Raw genomic sequence first — 16,817 nt, forward strand, 5'->3', positions numbered from 1 at the left:
TGGAAAAGCGTCCTGTCAGTTTTGCATCCTGCCTGAAGGGAAACGCGGCCTGTTTGACGATTTTAGGCCACGTTGCCACCACAGACTAACGGGTAACTTCAACCTTCGCTAAGGTTTCATAATAGCGTGCAATGGCGCTATGGTCAGATTGCCCGTGACCATCCGCTTTCAGTGCCTGCATCATTTCCATGACCAGCGAGGTCAGAGGCAGTTGCGCGCCGACGCCGTGAGAAGTGTCCAGCGCGTTGGCTAAATCTTTGATATGCAAATCGATACGGAATCCCGGTTTGAAGTTGCGATCCATCACCATCGGCGCTTTTGCTTCCAGAACCGTACTTCCCGCCAGACCGCCGCGAATCGCCTGGAAAACTAAATCAGGATCCACGCCCGCTTTGGTCGCCAGCACCAGCGCTTCGGACATCGCCGCAATGTTCAGCGCCACAATGACCTGATTCGCCAGTTTGGTGACGTTTCCTGCGCCGATATCACCGGTATGCACCACGGAACCGGCCATGGATTTCATGATTTCATAGCATTTTTCGAAGACCGTTTTATCTCCGCCGACCATGACGGACATGGTGCCGTCGATGGCTTTCGGTTCGCCGCCGGAAACCGGCGCATCGAGCATCGCGATTTCTTTCGCGGCCAGCGCCTGGCTGATTTCACGGCTGGCCAGCGGCGCGATAGAACTCATGTCGATGAAAATCGTACCCGGACGCGCGCCTTCAATCAGGCCATTTTCGCCCAGCGCCACTTCTTTGACCTGCGGTGAATTCGGTAACATAGTGATGATGACGTCAGAGAGCGCAGCGACCGCTTTCGGTGTTTCCGCGGACGTTGCGCCCAGTTTCACCACTTCGCCGACCGCGTCCTGATTACGATCCATCACGACAACCTCATAACCTGCTTTCAGCAGGTTTTTGCTCATAGGTTTGCCCATGATGCCTAAACCAATAAAGCCAATTTTCATTCGGGTATCCTCTTTATATTGATGTGATGAGACCGGTTCACTGGGTAAAGCGATCGCACAGCGCCTGAGTACCGGCGCGGAAAACGCCTAAATCACTACCGACGGCAACAAAGGTTGCGCCCCAGTCCAGATAGCGACGTGCGTCCGCTTCAACCGGTGCCAGAATGCCGCTGGCCTTGCCGTGTGCTTTTGCACGTTCAAAAATGTGACGGATTGCCGCCTGAACTTCCGGGTGTCCGGCATTACCGAGATGTCCCATGGCCGCTGCCAGATCGCTCGGGCCGACAAAGATGCCGTCGATGCCGTCAACGGCCGCAATCACATCAAGGTTGTCGACGCCTTGCTGACTTTCGATCTGCACCATAACCGCGATGTTGTCGTTAATGCTGGTGAAATAATCCGGCACGGTGCCGAACATATTGCTGCGATGAGAAACCGAAACGCCGCGGATCCCCGCTGGCGGATAACGGGTAGACGCCACGGCGCGTTCGGCCTGTTCCTGTGTTTCAACAAACGGGATCAGGAAGTTATAGAAACCAATATCCAGCAGGCGTTTGATGACGACCGGATCATTAAATTGCGGGCGCACAACCGGCGCACTGCGGCTGCCTTTCAGCGCCATCAGCTGCGGAACAAACGTCGTGACATCATTCGGCGCGTGTTCGCCATCAAGCAGCAGCCAGTCAAAACCCGCCACACCGAGCACTTCTGTGGAGATCGGATTGCACAGCGCTGACCAGCAGCCAATCAGGGTTTTCCCTTGCAATAAGTCCTGGCGAAACCGGTTTGGAATCATTTGATTACTCATCTCTAACCTCGTTATGGAGCGGGAGCCGGAGTGCCCGGAAAACCCGCCATCGCAATTTACTGTTTTCGAGTTTCAGACGCTTAGGTTCAGCAGCATCGGGCCGGAGCTGAACTCTCATGTTGCACATCACACTATTTATGCAAAATTTTTCGCAGGAAAAAATTCAGTTTTGGAATACTGTTTTATTTTTCTATTTTCTATTATTTCCTGCGAAAAAAACTTATATAAAACCCGCGTTTCGTGCATTTATCCTTGCGTTAAATTAACCCACAGGGTGTTCCAAAATGCTTCCTGAGAGCCAATACAGTATAAAAAACAGGGCTCAAAATAACACTGTGCAATCGCACAAGAATGCACGATGTTATTGTGACTATTCTTTTGCATACACACATCAGCGTGGGAGGAGAATCACAGATTGTGAAAACCGGATATCCCTGCAAATCAAAGGGTGATATTCATCACATTTAATCTGTCACCTGCCCCACAGAATAACGCTCTGCGGGCAAAAAGCTGGTCAGTTGCACAATGAGCTTCCGGCATCAGTCCTTTATAATGAACTCCCTCTTCCGTACGGACAGCAAGAGTGTCAGCGTAACGTTCAGAGAATTACCTGAAGCCTTCTTTCAGGATATTTAATAAAGCGGAGACAGTTATGTCACGTAATAAAGATAAAGAACATGCTACCGAAGCGCTTTTTATAAAGGTTCATGAAAGCGATAACGTTGCTATTATTGTTAATGACAATGGTTTAAAAGCCGGCACCCGATTTTCTAACGGTCTGGAATTAATTGAGCATATCCCGCAAGGCCACAAAGTGGCTTTAACCCCTATTGCGAAAGGCGGCGATATAATTCGTTATGGTGAAGTCATTGGTTATGCCGTTCGGGATATCGCGCGAGGCGGCTGGATTGATGAATCCCTGGTAGAGCTGCCGGTTGCGCCGGAACTCAACAGTCTGCCGCTGGCGACACGTGTCCCGCAACCGTTGCCGCCGCTGGAAGGTTATACGTTCGAAGGTTATCGCAATGATGACGGCAGCGTAGGCACGAAGAACCTTCTGGGGATCACCACCAGCGTTCACTGCGTGGCGGGCGTAGTGGATTACGTGGTGAAAATCATCGAGCGTGATTTATTACCAAAATTCCCCAATGTCGACGGCGTTGTTGCACTCAATCACCTTTACGGTTGCGGCGTGGCAATCAACGCGCCCGCGGCCATTGTGCCGATCCGTACTATCCACAATCTGGCGCTGAACCCGAATTTTGGCGGCGAAGTGATGGTCGTCGGGCTGGGTTGCGAGAAATTGCAGCCGGAACGTTTGCTGGAAGGTACGCCGGACGTGCAGGCGATTTCGCTCGATGACACCCACATCGTGCGTTTGCAGGATGAACAGCACGTCGGCTTCCAGTCGATGGTGGACGATATTCTCACCGTCGCGCAGTTCCATCTTCAGCGCCTGAACAGCCGCCAGCGCGAAACCTGCCCGGCGTCGGATCTGGTCGTCGGCACACAATGTGGCGGCAGTGACGCGTTCTCGGGCGTTACGGCGAACCCGGCAGTCGGCTTTGCATCGGACCTGCTGGTGCGCTGCGGCGCGACCGTGATGTTCTCCGAAGTCACCGAAGTCCGCGACGCCATCCATCTGCTGACACCGCGAGCGGCTGACGTGGATGTCGGGAAACGCCTGCTGGAAGAAATGGCCTGGTATGATAATTACCTGTCGATGGGCCAGACCGATCGCAGCGCCAACCCGTCGCCGGGCAACAAAAAAGGCGGTCTGGCGAACGTGGTCGAAAAAGCGCTCGGCTCGATCGCCAAATCCGGCACCAGTGCTATCTCGGAAGTTCTGTCACCCGGACAGCGTCCGACGAAAAAAGGTTTGATCTACGCCGCCACACCTGCCAGCGATTTTGTCTGCGGTACGCAGCAACTGGCGTCAGGCATTACCGTGCAGGTGTTCACCACCGGTCGCGGTACGCCTTACGGCCTGCTGGCAGTTCCGGTCATTAAGATGGCGACGCGTACCACGCTGGCAAACCGCTGGCATGACCTGATGGACATCAACGCAGGGACGATCGCAACCGGTGATGCGACTATCGAAGACGTCGGCTGGGAGTTGTTCCGCTTTATTCTGGATATCGCCAGCGGCCGTAAGAAAACCTGGTCAGACACCTGGGGCATCCACAATGCGCTGGCGGTGTTTAACCCGGCGCCGGTGACCTGAGTTTTAGTGTTTCAGGAAAGCAAAAGGCCAGCAAATGCTGGCCTTTTCTGTTTTTGTGCGTCTGGGGCGTCAGGATTTATTTCACCGCAGCACCGGTCTGTTCTGCACCGACCAGACCGACTTTCAGATAACCGGCTTTACGCAAGTTATCCATCACGCTCATCAGCGTTTCGTAATCCACGGTCTTATCCGCACGGAAGAAAATCGTACTCTGCTTGTTACCCTGCGTGCGCTGGTCAAGCATCGCGGTCAGGTTGTCGCTGTTTACCGGGTTATCGCCGAGGAACAGCTGCTTGTCAGATTTCACCGTCAGGAAGATCGGCTTCTCAGGACGCGGCTGCGCTTTTGCCGTCGAGGCCGGTAAGTCTACCCGCACATCGACGGTAGCCAGCGGCGCTGCCACCATGAAGATAATCAGTAACACCAGCATGACGTCGATAAAAGGCGTGACGTTGATGTCATGCATTTCACCGCTTTCGTCGATATCGTCGTTTAACCGAATAGCCATAATCTGTTCTTATCCTACGCGTAACTGGCCTGTCTGACCGCGTGGCGCATCGCCTTCGCTGGCAGCCAGATCCAAATCACGACCCTGCAACAGAATAATCTGCGCCGCCACATCGCCTACCTGATGGCGGTAAGAGGTAATGGTACGGGCGAAAATGTTGTAGATAACCACGGCCGGGATCGCAGCAATCAGGCCGACAGCCGTTGCCAGCAAGGCTTCAGCGATACCCGGTGCGACGACCGCAAGGTTGGTGGTCTGCGTTTGCGCGATACCAATGAAGCTGTTCATGATGCCCCAGACTGTACCGAACAGGCCGACGAACGGAGAAATTGCCCCGATGGTCGCCAGTATGCCGTTGCCACGCCCCATGTAACGGCCAGCGGCGCTGACGCGGCGCTCAAGGCGGAAACCGGTACGTTCTTTAATACCGTTGTTGTCGGTGGAACCGGCAGACAACTCCAGTTCGTTCTGCGCATCGCGAATCATCTGCGCGCTGATGCTGCTGGCGGCAAAGCTTTCGGCCTGCTCAGCGGCTTCATCCAGCGTACGCACGGAAGACAACGCATCGAATTCGCGACGCATGCGCCGTTTACCGCTGAAGACTTCAGCGCCTTTGCTAAACAGCAGCGCCCAGGTGACGACGGAAGCCAGCAGCAGGCCAATCATCACAGTTTTCACCACCACGTCAGCGTGGTGATACATGCCTAATACAGACAAATCGGTAGGAATGACAGGCGTCGCTTCGGTCGGCGCAGGTTGCATTAACGGAGCAGGGGTCGCATCAGCTGAAGCCGGTGCCGGGGTGTCAGCCGTTGCAGGTTGAGCCGCCGCAGAAGTCACGGCTTGTGCCGCAGGCGTCGCAGGTGCGGCCATCGCGTTGCCGCTTAAGCCAGCAACCAACATTAACGACATCAGTAGTGAAGTCGCCTCTTTCATCTTATTGCGAGCCGTTTTCACGCGTCGCCTCCAGCCAGAATCAGTGTGTAGAAGGAATGAATAACGCCGAATGATATCAAAGAAAAAGCCCTAATTGATAGTCGTTCTCATTATTATTTACATTGTCGCGCCTCGCGGCCCGCGTGTCATTGACAGATGACAAGGTTTATCGGGTTTGCATAAAGGATGAACAATTCCACCTTCATCACATTTCCTGCAAAAATCACATGGTAAATCAATCATCTGACTTTCATTACTAAAGGCAAAACAGCGTTTTAAATATTAAGTAACACCTTTTTACATTTGTTATGAGTTTGTGATAACGCTCAAATACCGCACAACACAAAATAGGATAAGGTGCTTGCACAGGCGAAGACCGCACACCGGCACGTCTTGTATCCCTATAATTTAAAAGCTTATTTAGACCTTTTTCATAATGAACAGGCCGGTTCTTCCGTTCGCCCTGATCGACGCTTGCTCTCATTTTCTTTCCCTTACCGAGTACCCTGGAGACAAACTGATGAAAATGCAGAAAGCACTTCTCAGCCTTTGCCTGAGTTCCGCCACCCTGTTATTTCCCCCTGCTCTTGCCGCGCAAACGCTGAAAGCCGCCGATGTGCATCCGCAGGGCTATCCCAATGTGGTCGCCGTTCAGCACATGGGCGAAAAGCTGCAACAACAAACCGACGGACGCCTGGAAATCAAAACGTTCCCCGGCGGTGTGCTCGGCGATGAAAAACAGGAAATCGAGCAGGCACAACTGGGCGCTCTGGATATTATCCGCGTATCCATGACGCCGGTTGCCTCGATTCTCCCTGAAATCAACGTATTCACCCTCCCGTATATTTTCCGCGATGAAGACCACATGCATAAGGTGCTGGACGGCCAGATTGGGAAATCAATCGGCGACAAGATCACCAGCAATCCCAACTCGCGTCTGGTATTTCTCGGCTGGATGGACGGCGGAACACGTAACCTGATCACTAAAGAACCGGTGGTGAAACCGGAAGATTTGCACGGCATGAAAATCCGCGTTCAGGGCAGCCCGATTGCGCTGGCGACGCTGAAAGCCATGGGCGCAAACCCGGTGGCGATGGGCGTCAGTGAGGTGTTCAGCGGGATGCAAACCGGGGTTATCGATGGCACGGAAAATAACCCGCCAACATTTGTCGCGCACAACTACCTGCCGGTGGTGAAAAACTACACCTACAGCCGCCACTTCATCATTCCGGAGCTGTTCCTGTATTCAAAAGTGAAGTGGGACAAGCTGAAACCCGAAGACCAGCAGTTGATCCTCAAACTGGCCAAAGAGGCGCAGGACGAGCAGCGCGAGCTGTGGAAAGCCTATAACGAGAAAGCGCTGGCGACGATGAAAGCGGGCGGCGTGAAATTCCAGGATATCGATCCGGCGACCTACGTGAAAGCCACGCAATCCGTGCGCGATGAATTCGGTAAAGACCATCAGGAACTGATGCAGCAAATCGCTGACGTTCAGTAATTCGTTGAACCGGGCAGCGTCCGCTGCCTCTTTCCCGACACTTCAGCGGAGGAACTTATGGTTTCCGGTTATCACACCCTGATGGACATCTTTTATCGTGGCGCAATGTGGCTGGCCGGGCTGGCTTTATTGCTGATGGTGGCGGTCATTCCCATCGGTATTTTCGCCCGCTACGTCCTGAACAGCGCCCTCTCCTGGCCTGAACCCATCGCGATTATGTGCATGGTGACATTCACCTTTATCGGTGCCGCCGTCAGCTACCGCGCGGGTTCGCACATTGTCGTCGCCATGGTCACCGACCGTCTGCCGCCTGCGATGAAAAAATTCTCTGCCTTGCTGGCTGACCTGATGATGCTGGCGATCAGCGTGTTTATTTTCTGGTACAGCCTGCAATTGTGCAGTGAACTCTGGCAGCAGCCGGTCGCGGAGTTCCCGCTGCTGACTGCCGGACAAACCTATCTGCCGTTGCCGGTAGGTTCTGCGCTGACGCTGTTATTCATCATTGAGCAGATCATTGCCGGACCGCAGCACCAGCGGCCTGTCGTGATGCTGGGCAATTCTGACGCCTGACCGGAGTCTGATATGGATGCATTAATCTTGTTGTTAACGCTGGCGGCGATGCTGGCGATTGGCGTACCGGTCGCCTATGCCGTCGGGCTTAGCGCGCTGGCCGGCGCGTGGTGGATTGATCTGCCGTTTGAAGCGCTGATGATTCAGCTGACTAACGGCGTGAACAAGTTTTCGCTGCTGGCGATCCCGTTCTTTATTCTGGCGGGTGCGATTATGGCCGAAGGCGGCATTGCCCGCAGGCTGGTGAGTTTTGCATATATTTTTGTCGGATTTATCCGCGGCGGTCTGTCGCTGGTGAACATCGTGGCATCGACATTTTTCGGGGCGATTTCCGGCTCTTCGGTGGCGGATACCGCATCAATTGGTTCGGTGATGATCCCGGAGATGGAGAAAAAAGGATATCCGCGCGATTTCGCCGCTGCCGTCACAGCCAGTGGTTCGGTGCAGGCTATTCTGACGCCGCCCAGCCATAACTCGGTGATTTACTCACTGGCCACCGGCGGCACCGTTTCAATTGCCGCGCTGTTTATCGCCGGTATTCTGCCCGGTTTGCTGCTCAGCCTGACGCTGATGGTGATGTGCGTATTATTCGCGCACAAACGCGGTTATCCGAAAGGCGAACGGGTGCCGTTCCGTCAGGCACTGAAGATTTTTATCGACACACTGTGGGGGCTGATGACGGTGGTCATCATCATGGGCGGTATTCTCAGCGGGATATTTACCGCAACGGAATCCGCAGCCATCGCCTGTTTATGGTCGTTCTTCGTCACTATGTTTATCTACCGCGATTATAAATGGAGCGAACTGCCGAAACTGATGTACCGCACGGTAAAAACCGTCAGCATCGTGATGATTCTGATTGGCTTTGCCGCCAGCTTTGGCGCGGTGATGACCTACATGCAGCTGCCGATGCGCATCACTGAATTCTTCACCTCCATTTCCGACAATAAATACGTGATCCTCATGTGGATCAACATCATGCTTCTGCTGATCGGCACACTCATGGACATGGCACCGATCATTCTGATCCTCACGCCTGTCCTGTTGCCCGTGGTCTTATCACTCGGCATTGATCCGGTGCATTTCGGCATGATCATGCTGGTGAATCTGGGGATCGGGCTGATCACTCCGCCGGTCGGTTCGGTGCTCTTTGTCGCCAGTGCAGTGAGTAAGCAGAGCATCGAAAAAGTGGTGAAAGCCATGTTGCCGTTCTACTGCGTGCTGTTTGCGGTGCTGATGCTGGTGACGTATATCCCGACCATTTCGCTGTTCCTGCCCAAACTTTTCGGCGTTTATACCGGCTGACGCCAGCCCGTGTTTCTCCCTTGCCCGTCGTGAAGACGGGCTTTTTTTGACCGTGTTGCTGAAATTTTCTCATCCACCCGCCAAAAGCCTGATCCCTGAAATTCATCATGTTAAGTTAATTGCATATCAGCGGATGCCACAGTGTGCCGCGCTACAAACAGGGTGAAATACGGATTATGTCGTCTAAAAAAATTGAAACCGCGCTGGTCAGCGCCGGAAGGGACAAGAAGTTTACGCAAGGCTCAGTGAATGCAGTTATCCAGCGTGCGTCATCACTGGTATTTGAAACCGTGGCCGACAAAAAACACGCCACCGCCAACCGCGCCAACGGCGAGCTGTTTTACGGACGCCGCGGCACCCTGACGCATTTCTCCCTGCAACAGGCGATGGTTGAGCTGGAAGGCGGCGCGGGTTGCGCGCTTTATCCGTGCGGCGCGGCGGCGGTCAGCAATGCGGTGTTGTCGTTTGTGGGCACCGGCGACCATATTCTGGTGGCGGGTTCCGCTTACGAACCCACACAAGATTTCTGCGAAAAAGTGCTGAAAAAACTCGGCGTCTCCACCACCTATTTCCGTGCTGACATTGGCGCGGAGTTAGGTTCGCTGATGCAGCCCAACACCAAAGTCGTTTTCCTCGAATCACCGGGCTCGATAACCATGGAAGTGCCGGATATCCCGGCGATGGTGAAAGCCGTGCGCGCCGTATCTCCGGACGTGGTGATTATGATCGACAACACCTGGGCGGCCGGCATTCTGTTCAAGGCGCTGGAATTTGATATCGATATTTCCATTCAGGCCGGGACCAAATATATCGTCGGCCATTCCGACGCCATGATTGGTACGGCGGTATCCAACGAACGTTGCTGGGAACAGTTGCGCGAGCATTCATATCTGATGGGGCAAATGGTCGATGCGGATACGGCATATGTCGCAAGCCGCGGACTGCGGACGATGGGCGTGCGGCTGAAACAGCATGAAGAAAGCAGCATTCGTATTGCGAAGTGGCTGTCAGAGCGGCCGGAAGTGGAAACCGTAAACCATCCGGCGTTACCGGGCAGCAAAGGCCACGAATTCTGGAAGCGCGATTTCACCGGCAGCTGTGGTTTGTTCTCGTTCATCCTCAAGCAGCGCCTGAGCAAACAGCAGCTTTCCGACTATCTCGATCACTTCGAACATTTCAGCATGGCGTATTCCTGGGGCGGTTTTGAATCGCTGGTTCTGGCCAATCAGCCGGAAGAAATTCAGGCGATCCGTCCGGCAGAAACCGTTGATTTTACCGGTACGCTGGTGCGTCTTCACATCGGGCTGGAAAATAGCGATGACCTGATTGCCGACCTTTCTGCCGCATTTGAAAGAATTGCGGCGGCCTGAGCGGGAGAGATTGCGACACACCGCCCAGATCGGTAAGGTATCTGTCGGATTTTCATTCGCAAAATGAGAATAATCTGTAAGCTCTACCTATAGCTCCGGTGAACTATCGCCGGAGTGTTCTGTCTTTTTACAGCCGCCTCAGATCAACATACGAACAAGGGATCCTTGGTACACTGGCAAGTGACAGTTTTTAATGATTAGCAACAGGACAGAATATGGCAGTTATTTGCGACATTTTTCATGCACTCTGGCGGCATGATTTCAGTATGCTCGCCGACCCGAATCTTCTCTGGGTTATCTACGCTGTACTGTTCACGACGCTGTTTCTTGAAAACGGACTTCTTCCCGCTTCTTTCCTGCCGGGCGACAGCCTTCTGCTGCTGACCGGTGCGCTCATCGCCAAAGGTGTGATGAGCTTCATTCCAACGATGATTATTCTGGTGACCGCCGCCAGTCTCGGCTGCTGGCTGAGCTATATTCAGGGGCGCTGGCTCGGACACACGAAGATGGTCAAAGGCTGGCTGCTACAGCTTCCCGCACATTATCATCAGCGCGCGCACCAGATGTTCACCCGTCACGGGCTGACGGCGCTGCTGGTTGGCCGTTTTCTGGCGTTTGTCCGCACGCTGTTACCGACCATTGCCGGTATTTCCGGCCTGAACAATGCGCGCTTCCAGTTCTTTAACTGGCTGAGCGCGATTTTGTGGGTAGGGGTGGTGATTTCGCTGGGCTTCGCGCTGAGCCACATTCCGGTAGTGAAGCGCCATGAGGATCAGGTCATGGCGGGTCTGATGATTTTACCGGTTCTGCTGCTGGTTATCGGGCTTGCCGGTGGATTGCTGGTGGTGTGGAAAAAACGTAAATGCCGTTTCTGAGCACGCAAATCACGCTTTAAAGGCCACATCCGCCAGTGCTAAAACGCCCGAACTGCCTTCGCGCAGGCGGGCCATTTCATCGCTCGGCGTCACCCCAAAATAGCGCTTAAACTCGCGGCTGAACTGCGATGCGCTTTCATATCCCACCTGCAACGCCGCCACGCTGGCTTTCACGCCGTCATAAATCATCAGCATTCGCGCTTTGTGCAGCCGGTAGGTTTTCAGATACTGCAAAGGCGACGTGCTCGTTACCGCTTTGAAGTTGTGGTGAAATGCCGAAATACTCATGTTCACCTCGCTCGCCAGCGCTTCCACGCTGAGGTTATCCGCATATTGCGCTTCGATGCGACGCAGGGATTTGGCAATCTGGCTAAAGTGCGTGTGGCGGTTAACCAGCGCCTGAAGTGCGCCGCCGTTTTCACTGGTCAGGATAAAGAACAGGATTTCGCGGATGATCTTCGGCCCCAGCACGCGGGCGTGAAGCGGTTTATCCAGAACGCTCAGCAGGCGTTCGGTCGCGCATAAAATATCATCGTCCAGAACGCCTGAATTGATACCGGTTGAAGAATCTTTCTGACGTGCCACGGTTTCATCCCCCATGTCCATCAGCAAATCCTGCAACATCAGCGTATCAATGCTGATCTGGATCCCGGCCATCGGTTCTTCGGGGCTGCTGAACGTTTCACATTCGAACGGCAGGGGAACGGTCAGCATCAGATAATTATGCGGATCGTAGGAGAAGGTTTTCTTGCCCAGATAACCGACTTTACGGCCCTGAAAGAGGATCACTACGCCAGGATTGTACAAAACCGGCTGGCGCGGATGGTAACGTGTGGTATGCATTAGCGTAACCTGTGGCACCGCCGACGGACTGAGATTTTTATTCCCGCTAAGATGCGCCACTCGCGCCGCCAGACGGGCACACAAGCTGTCCACATTTTCCATTATTCCTGCTCCGGATAGACGATAAACTGGCATCGATTTTGCCACAGGCGTTTCATTTTCTACAGAGACTTGCAGGATCAGGCAAGACTCTGGCAGAAATGTGCATCTTCCTTGCGGCGATTTTCTCTTACAGTTAATCCCTCTTTCCGCAGTCGCATCTTCCTGCACAAATGCAGTGAACTGCTAGTCTGTATGAACGTACCTTTCATACGCTGTTCGTGACTAACGTTTAGTCACCGGCCCGATTTCTCATTAACTCCCTAATTTTCAAAAATTCAATGTCAGGAGAGAATTATGTCTGCACCTACCGCTGCCGAAAATACGTTTAACGCCTGGGCCGCTGCCGGTCCGAATCAGCCTCTTGAAGCTTTCCAATTCGACGCCGGCCCAATCGGTGATGAAGAAATTGAAGTCGCCATTGATTACTGCGGCGTCTGCCACTCCGATCTCTCAATGCTCAATAACGACTGGGGCATCACCCAATATCCGTTCGTGCCGGGCCATGAAGTGGTCGGTAAAATTGTCAAAATCGGCGACCATGCGCGCAACAAAGGGCTTAAAGTTGGCCAGATTGTTGGCGTGGGCTGGAACCGTGGCAGCTGTATGCACTGCCACCCTTGTATGTCCGGCGACCAGCATCTTTGCCACGATGTTGAAGCCACGATTATCGGTCATCACGGCGGTTTCGCGGATCGCATACGCAGTCACTGGGCGTGGGCGATCCCGCTTCCGGAAGGCGTAGACGTTACCAGCGCGGGCCCGCTGTTCTGCGGCGGCATCACCGTGTTTAACCCGCTGTTGCAGTTTGGCGTTCTGCCAACGCACCGCGTGGGCGTCGTCGGTATCGGCGGTTTAGGCCACATGGCGCTGCGCTTCCTGAATGCGTGGGGCTGCGAAGTCACGGCGTTTACCTCGTCTCTGGCAAAACGTGATGAAGCTCTGTCACTCGGCGCACACCGCGTAGTCGCCACCCGCGACAGCGATGAACTGAAGAAAATCGCCGGTGAACTGGATTTCATCATGGTGACGGCCAACGCCTCACTGGACTGGGATGCCTTTATCGGCACGCTGGCACCGAAAGGCCGGTTGCACTTTGTGGGCGTCGTACCGGAAGCCGTTCCTTTGCATGTGATGGCGCTTATCAGCAAACAGGCTGAGGTTTCTGGTTCACCGACCGGTTCACCTTCGCGTCTGGCCGACATGCTGGCGTTCTGTGCCCGTCACGAAATCACCCCGCAGGTTGAGCACTTCCCGCTGAGCAAAATTAACGATGCGGTTGAACATCTGCACGAAGGAAAAGCGCGTTACCGCGTCGTTCTGGATATGAACGCGTAACTAGCGTTCGCAATAAAATAAGTAGCCTGCTCAGCAAGATGACGTTTCGTTAACTAGACTTAACGTCAGGCTGAAGCCTTCACTACTCTGTGCCCGTGCTTTGCGGCGGGCACTCTGCCCTGAAAGGAGAACCTCATGGCAACGCAACCCATCATTAAACTTCACGATGGCAACCTGATGCCTCAGTTAGGACTTGGCGTATGGAAAGCCAGTAATCAGGAAGCCACCAGCGCGGTGAAAACGGCCATTGAAACCGGCTATCGTCATATCGATACGGCCGCTATCTACAAAAATGAGGAAGGCGTCGGCGAAGCGATTGCCGCCAATCTCGTTCCCCGCGAAGAGCTGTTTATTACCACAAAACTGTGGAATGACGATCAGTTAAACGCCCCACAGGCGCTGGAAACCAGCCTTAAAAAGCTGAGAACTGATTACGTCGATTTGTATCTGATCCACTGGCCGCAGCCAGCGCAGGGCCATTATGTCGATGCGTGGAAAGCGCTGCTGAAACTGAAAGAACAAGGGCTGGCGAAAAGCGTCGGCGTCTGTAATTTCCCGCTGGAGCATTTGCAGAAACTGAAAGATGAAACCGGTATTTTCCCGGTGGTGAACCAGATTGAGCTGCACCCGCTGATGCAACAGCGCCAGCTGCACGCCTGGAACGCCACGCACACTATCGCCACCGAATCCTGGAGCCCGCTGGCACAGGGCGGCGAAGGTGTGTTTGATCAGCCTCTGATTCAGAAACTGGCTGAGAAATACAACAAAACGCCGGCGCAGATTGTCATCCGCTGGCATCTGGACAACGGGCTGATTGTTATCCCGAAATCCGTGACGCCAAAACGTATCCGCGAAAACTTCGACGTATTTGATTTCAAGCTGGAGAAAGAAGAACTGGCGGAAGTCACCAAGCTGGATAAAGAACAGCGTCTGGGGCCGGATCCGGCGAAAGACCTGTAATTTCCCCGCAGCAGTAAACAAAAAACCCGCCAGTGGCGGGTTTTCTTTTGATGCGTAGGCGCTCTGCCATTACATCGACGGCTGAACCAGCATGTTGCCTGCAGAACCGCGATCGGCCAGTTCCAGCGTTCCGCTGCGGTAGGTGAACGGGAAATGGTCATACGAAGGCTGATTAAAAAACACCAGCAATTCCACGTCGCCATCAACCCAGACGGTGTCTTTGAATCCGGCATCTTCCACCAGCGGTGCCGCACCGTTCACGCTTTTCACCAGGAAAGACACGCCTTCGACATGGAAGGTCTGCGGCATATCCGCATGCACGGTCCAGCGTTCCCACGTCCCTTGCTGTGCGGTCAGGTCGAGGCGGTTGATGTCCCACATCGCGCCGTTAATACCCGGCTGGCTGTCGCCAAGACGCAGGTCGCGGCTGCGAACCACATTGCCGGTCATGATTTGATCGGCCAGTAAACGCATCGGCAGATTGTCGGTGACCAGCGGTAAAAGGCCGGTAGGTTTGAGCGTCAGGACGATGGTAGAAACCAGAATGCTCGAGGGCTCAAACAGACCACGCAGTCTGTCCATAACACCCGCCGCATCGCCCGCAGTAATCGAGACTTCTTCGCCCTGCGACATATCCACCAGCACTTCGCGGCGCTCACCCGGTCCAAGCGACAGACGTTTCACCGTCAGCGGCGCAGGCAGAAAACCGAGATCGGAAGCCACAACGTGGAACGCACGGTTGTCGGTCATGCTCAGTTCATAACGGCGCGCATTCGACGCATTTAGCAAACGCAAACGTACCCACCCGCGGGACACTTCGACATACGGGCTTTGTACGCCGTTGACCAGCATGGTATCGCCAAAGAATCCACCGGAAGCCGGGGTATCATATTGTGGCACGCCAAAACCATCCAGCCGTTTGTCCTGAATGATCAGCGGGAAATCATCAACGCCGTAATGGTTGGGCAACGGCAGATTTTTACTGACTTCATCCTCAACAATCCACATCCCCGCCAGCCCGTTATAGACGTGCGGCGCCATGCGGTTGGGCGTATTCGCGTGATACCAGCAGGTGGCGGCTGCCTGACGAATGGGCAATACCGGCGACCAGTCAACGCCAGGCTGCATCATGCGCGCCGCGCCGCCGGTCAGCGTTCCCGGCTCCATCAATCCGCTGATGGTCATCGAAACAGGCTCAGCCAGGCGGTTGCTGTAGATAAGTTTTACGTCATCACCGTTATGCACTTTGACCGTCGGGCCAAGATACATGCCATTGATGCCCCACACCGGCGCTTTAGCGCCACCCAGGAATGACCAGTGGGCCGCCTGTAACGTCAGAAACAGCGGTTGCCCGCGGCGGGATTCCAGCAGCGGGGGAACGGGTAATGCCGGTTGCGAACCACTCGCTTCTGCTTTAAATGGCAGAGCACCTGCGGCAAGAGCCACGCCGGAGGCTTGCAGGAACGAGCGACGACTGAGTGACATATCTTCTCCATGAAAACAAAATCAAGAGCTGTGTTAATAACCATCGCCATCAATGGCAACAGAATTTCTGCTCTGACGCCGCCGGGCCGCAGGGATATTAAAAACCTGCAACCCGTCGTCATCAGGGCGTAAATAAAAAACGCTATTATTTTTTTGCTGCGGCTTCGCGCTGTGCGACTTCGGCGTCCAGCTCGGCGATTTTATCCGCCATGATCTGACGGCAGTGTTCGGACAGTTCGCGCAGACGATCTTTGGTGTAACCGGTGGTATCGATAGGTGGCAGCATTTCCACAATCACCAGTCCGTTAGACCAGCGGTTGAGCTTCACCTTGTTGCTGGTGTTCGACACGCAAATCGGCACGATCGGCACACCGGCGGCGATAGCGGCGTGGAATGCCCCTGTTTTAAACGGCATCAGGCCACGACCCCGGCTGCGGGTACCTTCCGGGAACATCCAGATCGACAGATTTTTTTTCTTAATCTGGGTCACCACCTGAGAAATGGTGCCGTGCGCTTTGGCGCGGTTATCACGGTCAATCAGCAGGTTGCCTGTCAGCCAGTAAAGCTGACCAAAGAACGGGATCCAGGCCAGGCTTTTCTTGCCCACAGTCACCGTTCTTGGCATGACAACGGCTGAGGCCGTCACCATGTCGTAATTATTCTGATGGTTGGCAATGTAAATACAGTTGCCGTTATTCACTGCTTCTGCAGGAATACGTTTTTCAACGCGAAGGCCAAATACCGGTGCCAGGCGGCCAAACAGCTTACCGAAAGTCGACACATGTTTCGGGTTACGCGGGCTGAAAAGACAATAAATACAACCAAAAACAGAGACCAGAATCGAGTAAACCACCACGATAATCAGACGCAAAATAAATAACATAACATCCTCTTAAAACTACAGCCGAAGCCGGTAAGAAACCTGTGCAGTTTCGCTCCCTGTGAGGTGAACTATTCTCAAGCCTCCTTCAGCAGGGCACAACGGTTTTATTGATACAAATGTAAAATCTTTGCACTGCACAACAGTC

15 protein-coding genes are annotated in these 16,817 nt (G+C 54.0%); 8 read left to right on the forward strand and 7 right to left on the reverse strand.

Features of this window, described 5'->3' with window-relative positions:
- Positions 1-85: 85 nt before the first annotated feature.
- Positions 86-1,024: a 2-hydroxy-3-oxopropionate reductase gene (gene garR, locus M2403_RS22905; protein WP_259231107.1), complete on the reverse strand. Its 939-nt coding sequence runs from the start codon at positions 1,022-1,024 to the stop codon at positions 86-88.
- Positions 1,008-1,778: a 2-dehydro-3-deoxyglucarate aldolase gene (garL, locus tag M2403_RS22910; protein WP_259231069.1), complete on the reverse strand. Its 771-nt coding sequence runs from the start codon at positions 1,776-1,778 to the stop codon at positions 1,008-1,010. The genes garR and garL overlap by 17 nt, the downstream gene beginning before the upstream one ends.
- A gap of 652 nt (positions 1,779-2,430) precedes the next feature.
- On the opposite strand from garL, the gene garD reads away from it, so the two are divergent.
- On the forward strand, positions 2,431-4,002 hold the full coding sequence (garD, locus tag M2403_RS22915) for a galactarate dehydratase (RefSeq protein ID WP_152324033.1): 1,572 nt from the start codon (positions 2,431-2,433) through the stop codon (positions 4,000-4,002).
- Between the two features lie 76 nt (positions 4,003-4,078).
- Here garD and exbD read toward each other — a convergent pair whose 3' ends face one another.
- Positions 4,079-4,510, reverse strand: coding sequence for a TonB system transport protein ExbD (gene exbD, locus M2403_RS22920; protein ID WP_152324034.1), 432 nt, complete (start codon positions 4,508-4,510; stop codon positions 4,079-4,081).
- A gap of 9 nt (positions 4,511-4,519) precedes the next feature.
- The gene (gene exbB, locus M2403_RS22925; protein WP_206739003.1) at positions 4,520-5,446 is read right to left on the reverse strand and encodes a tol-pal system-associated acyl-CoA thioesterase; all 927 of its coding nucleotides are present in this window, start codon (positions 5,444-5,446) and stop codon (positions 4,520-4,522) included.
- Positions 5,447-5,966: 520 nt separating this feature from the next.
- Between exbB and M2403_RS22930 the strand changes: the two genes are divergently transcribed.
- From M2403_RS22930 to M2403_RS22950, 5 genes are all read left to right on the forward strand, one after another.
- Positions 5,967-6,944: a TRAP transporter substrate-binding protein gene (locus M2403_RS22930; RefSeq protein ID WP_165061501.1), complete on the forward strand. Its 978-nt coding sequence runs from the start codon at positions 5,967-5,969 to the stop codon at positions 6,942-6,944.
- Between the two features lie 57 nt (positions 6,945-7,001).
- A complete protein-coding gene (locus M2403_RS22935; protein ID WP_152324037.1) occupies positions 7,002-7,514 on the forward strand; it encodes a TRAP transporter small permease in 513 nt (170 codons plus the stop codon).
- Positions 7,515-7,526: 12 nt separating this feature from the next.
- Positions 7,527-8,819 (forward strand): TRAP transporter large permease, encoded by a 1,293-nt coding sequence (locus M2403_RS22940; RefSeq protein WP_165061499.1) that lies wholly within the window; start codon positions 7,527-7,529, stop codon positions 8,817-8,819.
- A gap of 176 nt (positions 8,820-8,995) precedes the next feature.
- Entirely contained in the window at positions 8,996-10,189 is a 1,194-nt protein-coding gene (gene metC, locus M2403_RS22945; protein WP_165061497.1) for a cystathionine beta-lyase, read from the forward strand.
- 215 nt (positions 10,190-10,404) lie between these two features.
- Complete coding sequence (locus tag M2403_RS22950; RefSeq protein ID WP_101078434.1) at positions 10,405-11,064, forward strand: DedA family protein; 660 nt, start codon at positions 10,405-10,407, stop codon at positions 11,062-11,064.
- Positions 11,065-11,073: 9 nt separating this feature from the next.
- Here M2403_RS22950 and M2403_RS22955 read toward each other — a convergent pair whose 3' ends face one another.
- Positions 11,074-12,009: an AraC family transcriptional regulator gene (locus tag M2403_RS22955; RefSeq protein WP_152324040.1), complete on the reverse strand. Its 936-nt coding sequence runs from the start codon at positions 12,007-12,009 to the stop codon at positions 11,074-11,076.
- Between the two features lie 294 nt (positions 12,010-12,303).
- Here M2403_RS22955 and M2403_RS22960 point away from each other — a divergent pair, with 294 nt between their 5' ends.
- Positions 12,304-13,344, forward strand: a complete 1,041-nt coding sequence (locus tag M2403_RS22960; RefSeq protein WP_152324041.1) for an NAD(P)-dependent alcohol dehydrogenase — start codon at positions 12,304-12,306, stop codon at positions 13,342-13,344.
- Between the two features lie 135 nt (positions 13,345-13,479).
- On the forward strand, positions 13,480-14,304 hold the full coding sequence (gene dkgA, locus M2403_RS22965) for a 2,5-didehydrogluconate reductase DkgA (protein ID WP_152324042.1): 825 nt from the start codon (positions 13,480-13,482) through the stop codon (positions 14,302-14,304).
- 69 nt (positions 14,305-14,373) lie between these two features.
- On the opposite strand, the gene ftsP is transcribed toward dkgA, so the two are convergent.
- On the reverse strand, positions 14,374-15,789 hold the full coding sequence (gene ftsP, locus M2403_RS22970) for a cell division protein FtsP (RefSeq protein WP_152324043.1): 1,416 nt from the start codon (positions 15,787-15,789) through the stop codon (positions 14,374-14,376).
- 145 nt (positions 15,790-15,934) lie between these two features.
- Positions 15,935-16,672, reverse strand: a complete 738-nt coding sequence (locus M2403_RS22975) for a 1-acylglycerol-3-phosphate O-acyltransferase (RefSeq protein WP_165061495.1) — start codon at positions 16,670-16,672, stop codon at positions 15,935-15,937.
- Positions 16,673-16,817: the final 145 nt, after the last annotated feature.

Origin of the sequence: Rahnella sp. BIGb0603, from assembly GCF_024808755.1 — a bacterium.
Classification (GTDB): Bacteria; Pseudomonadota; Gammaproteobacteria; order Enterobacterales; family Enterobacteriaceae; genus Rahnella; species Rahnella contaminans.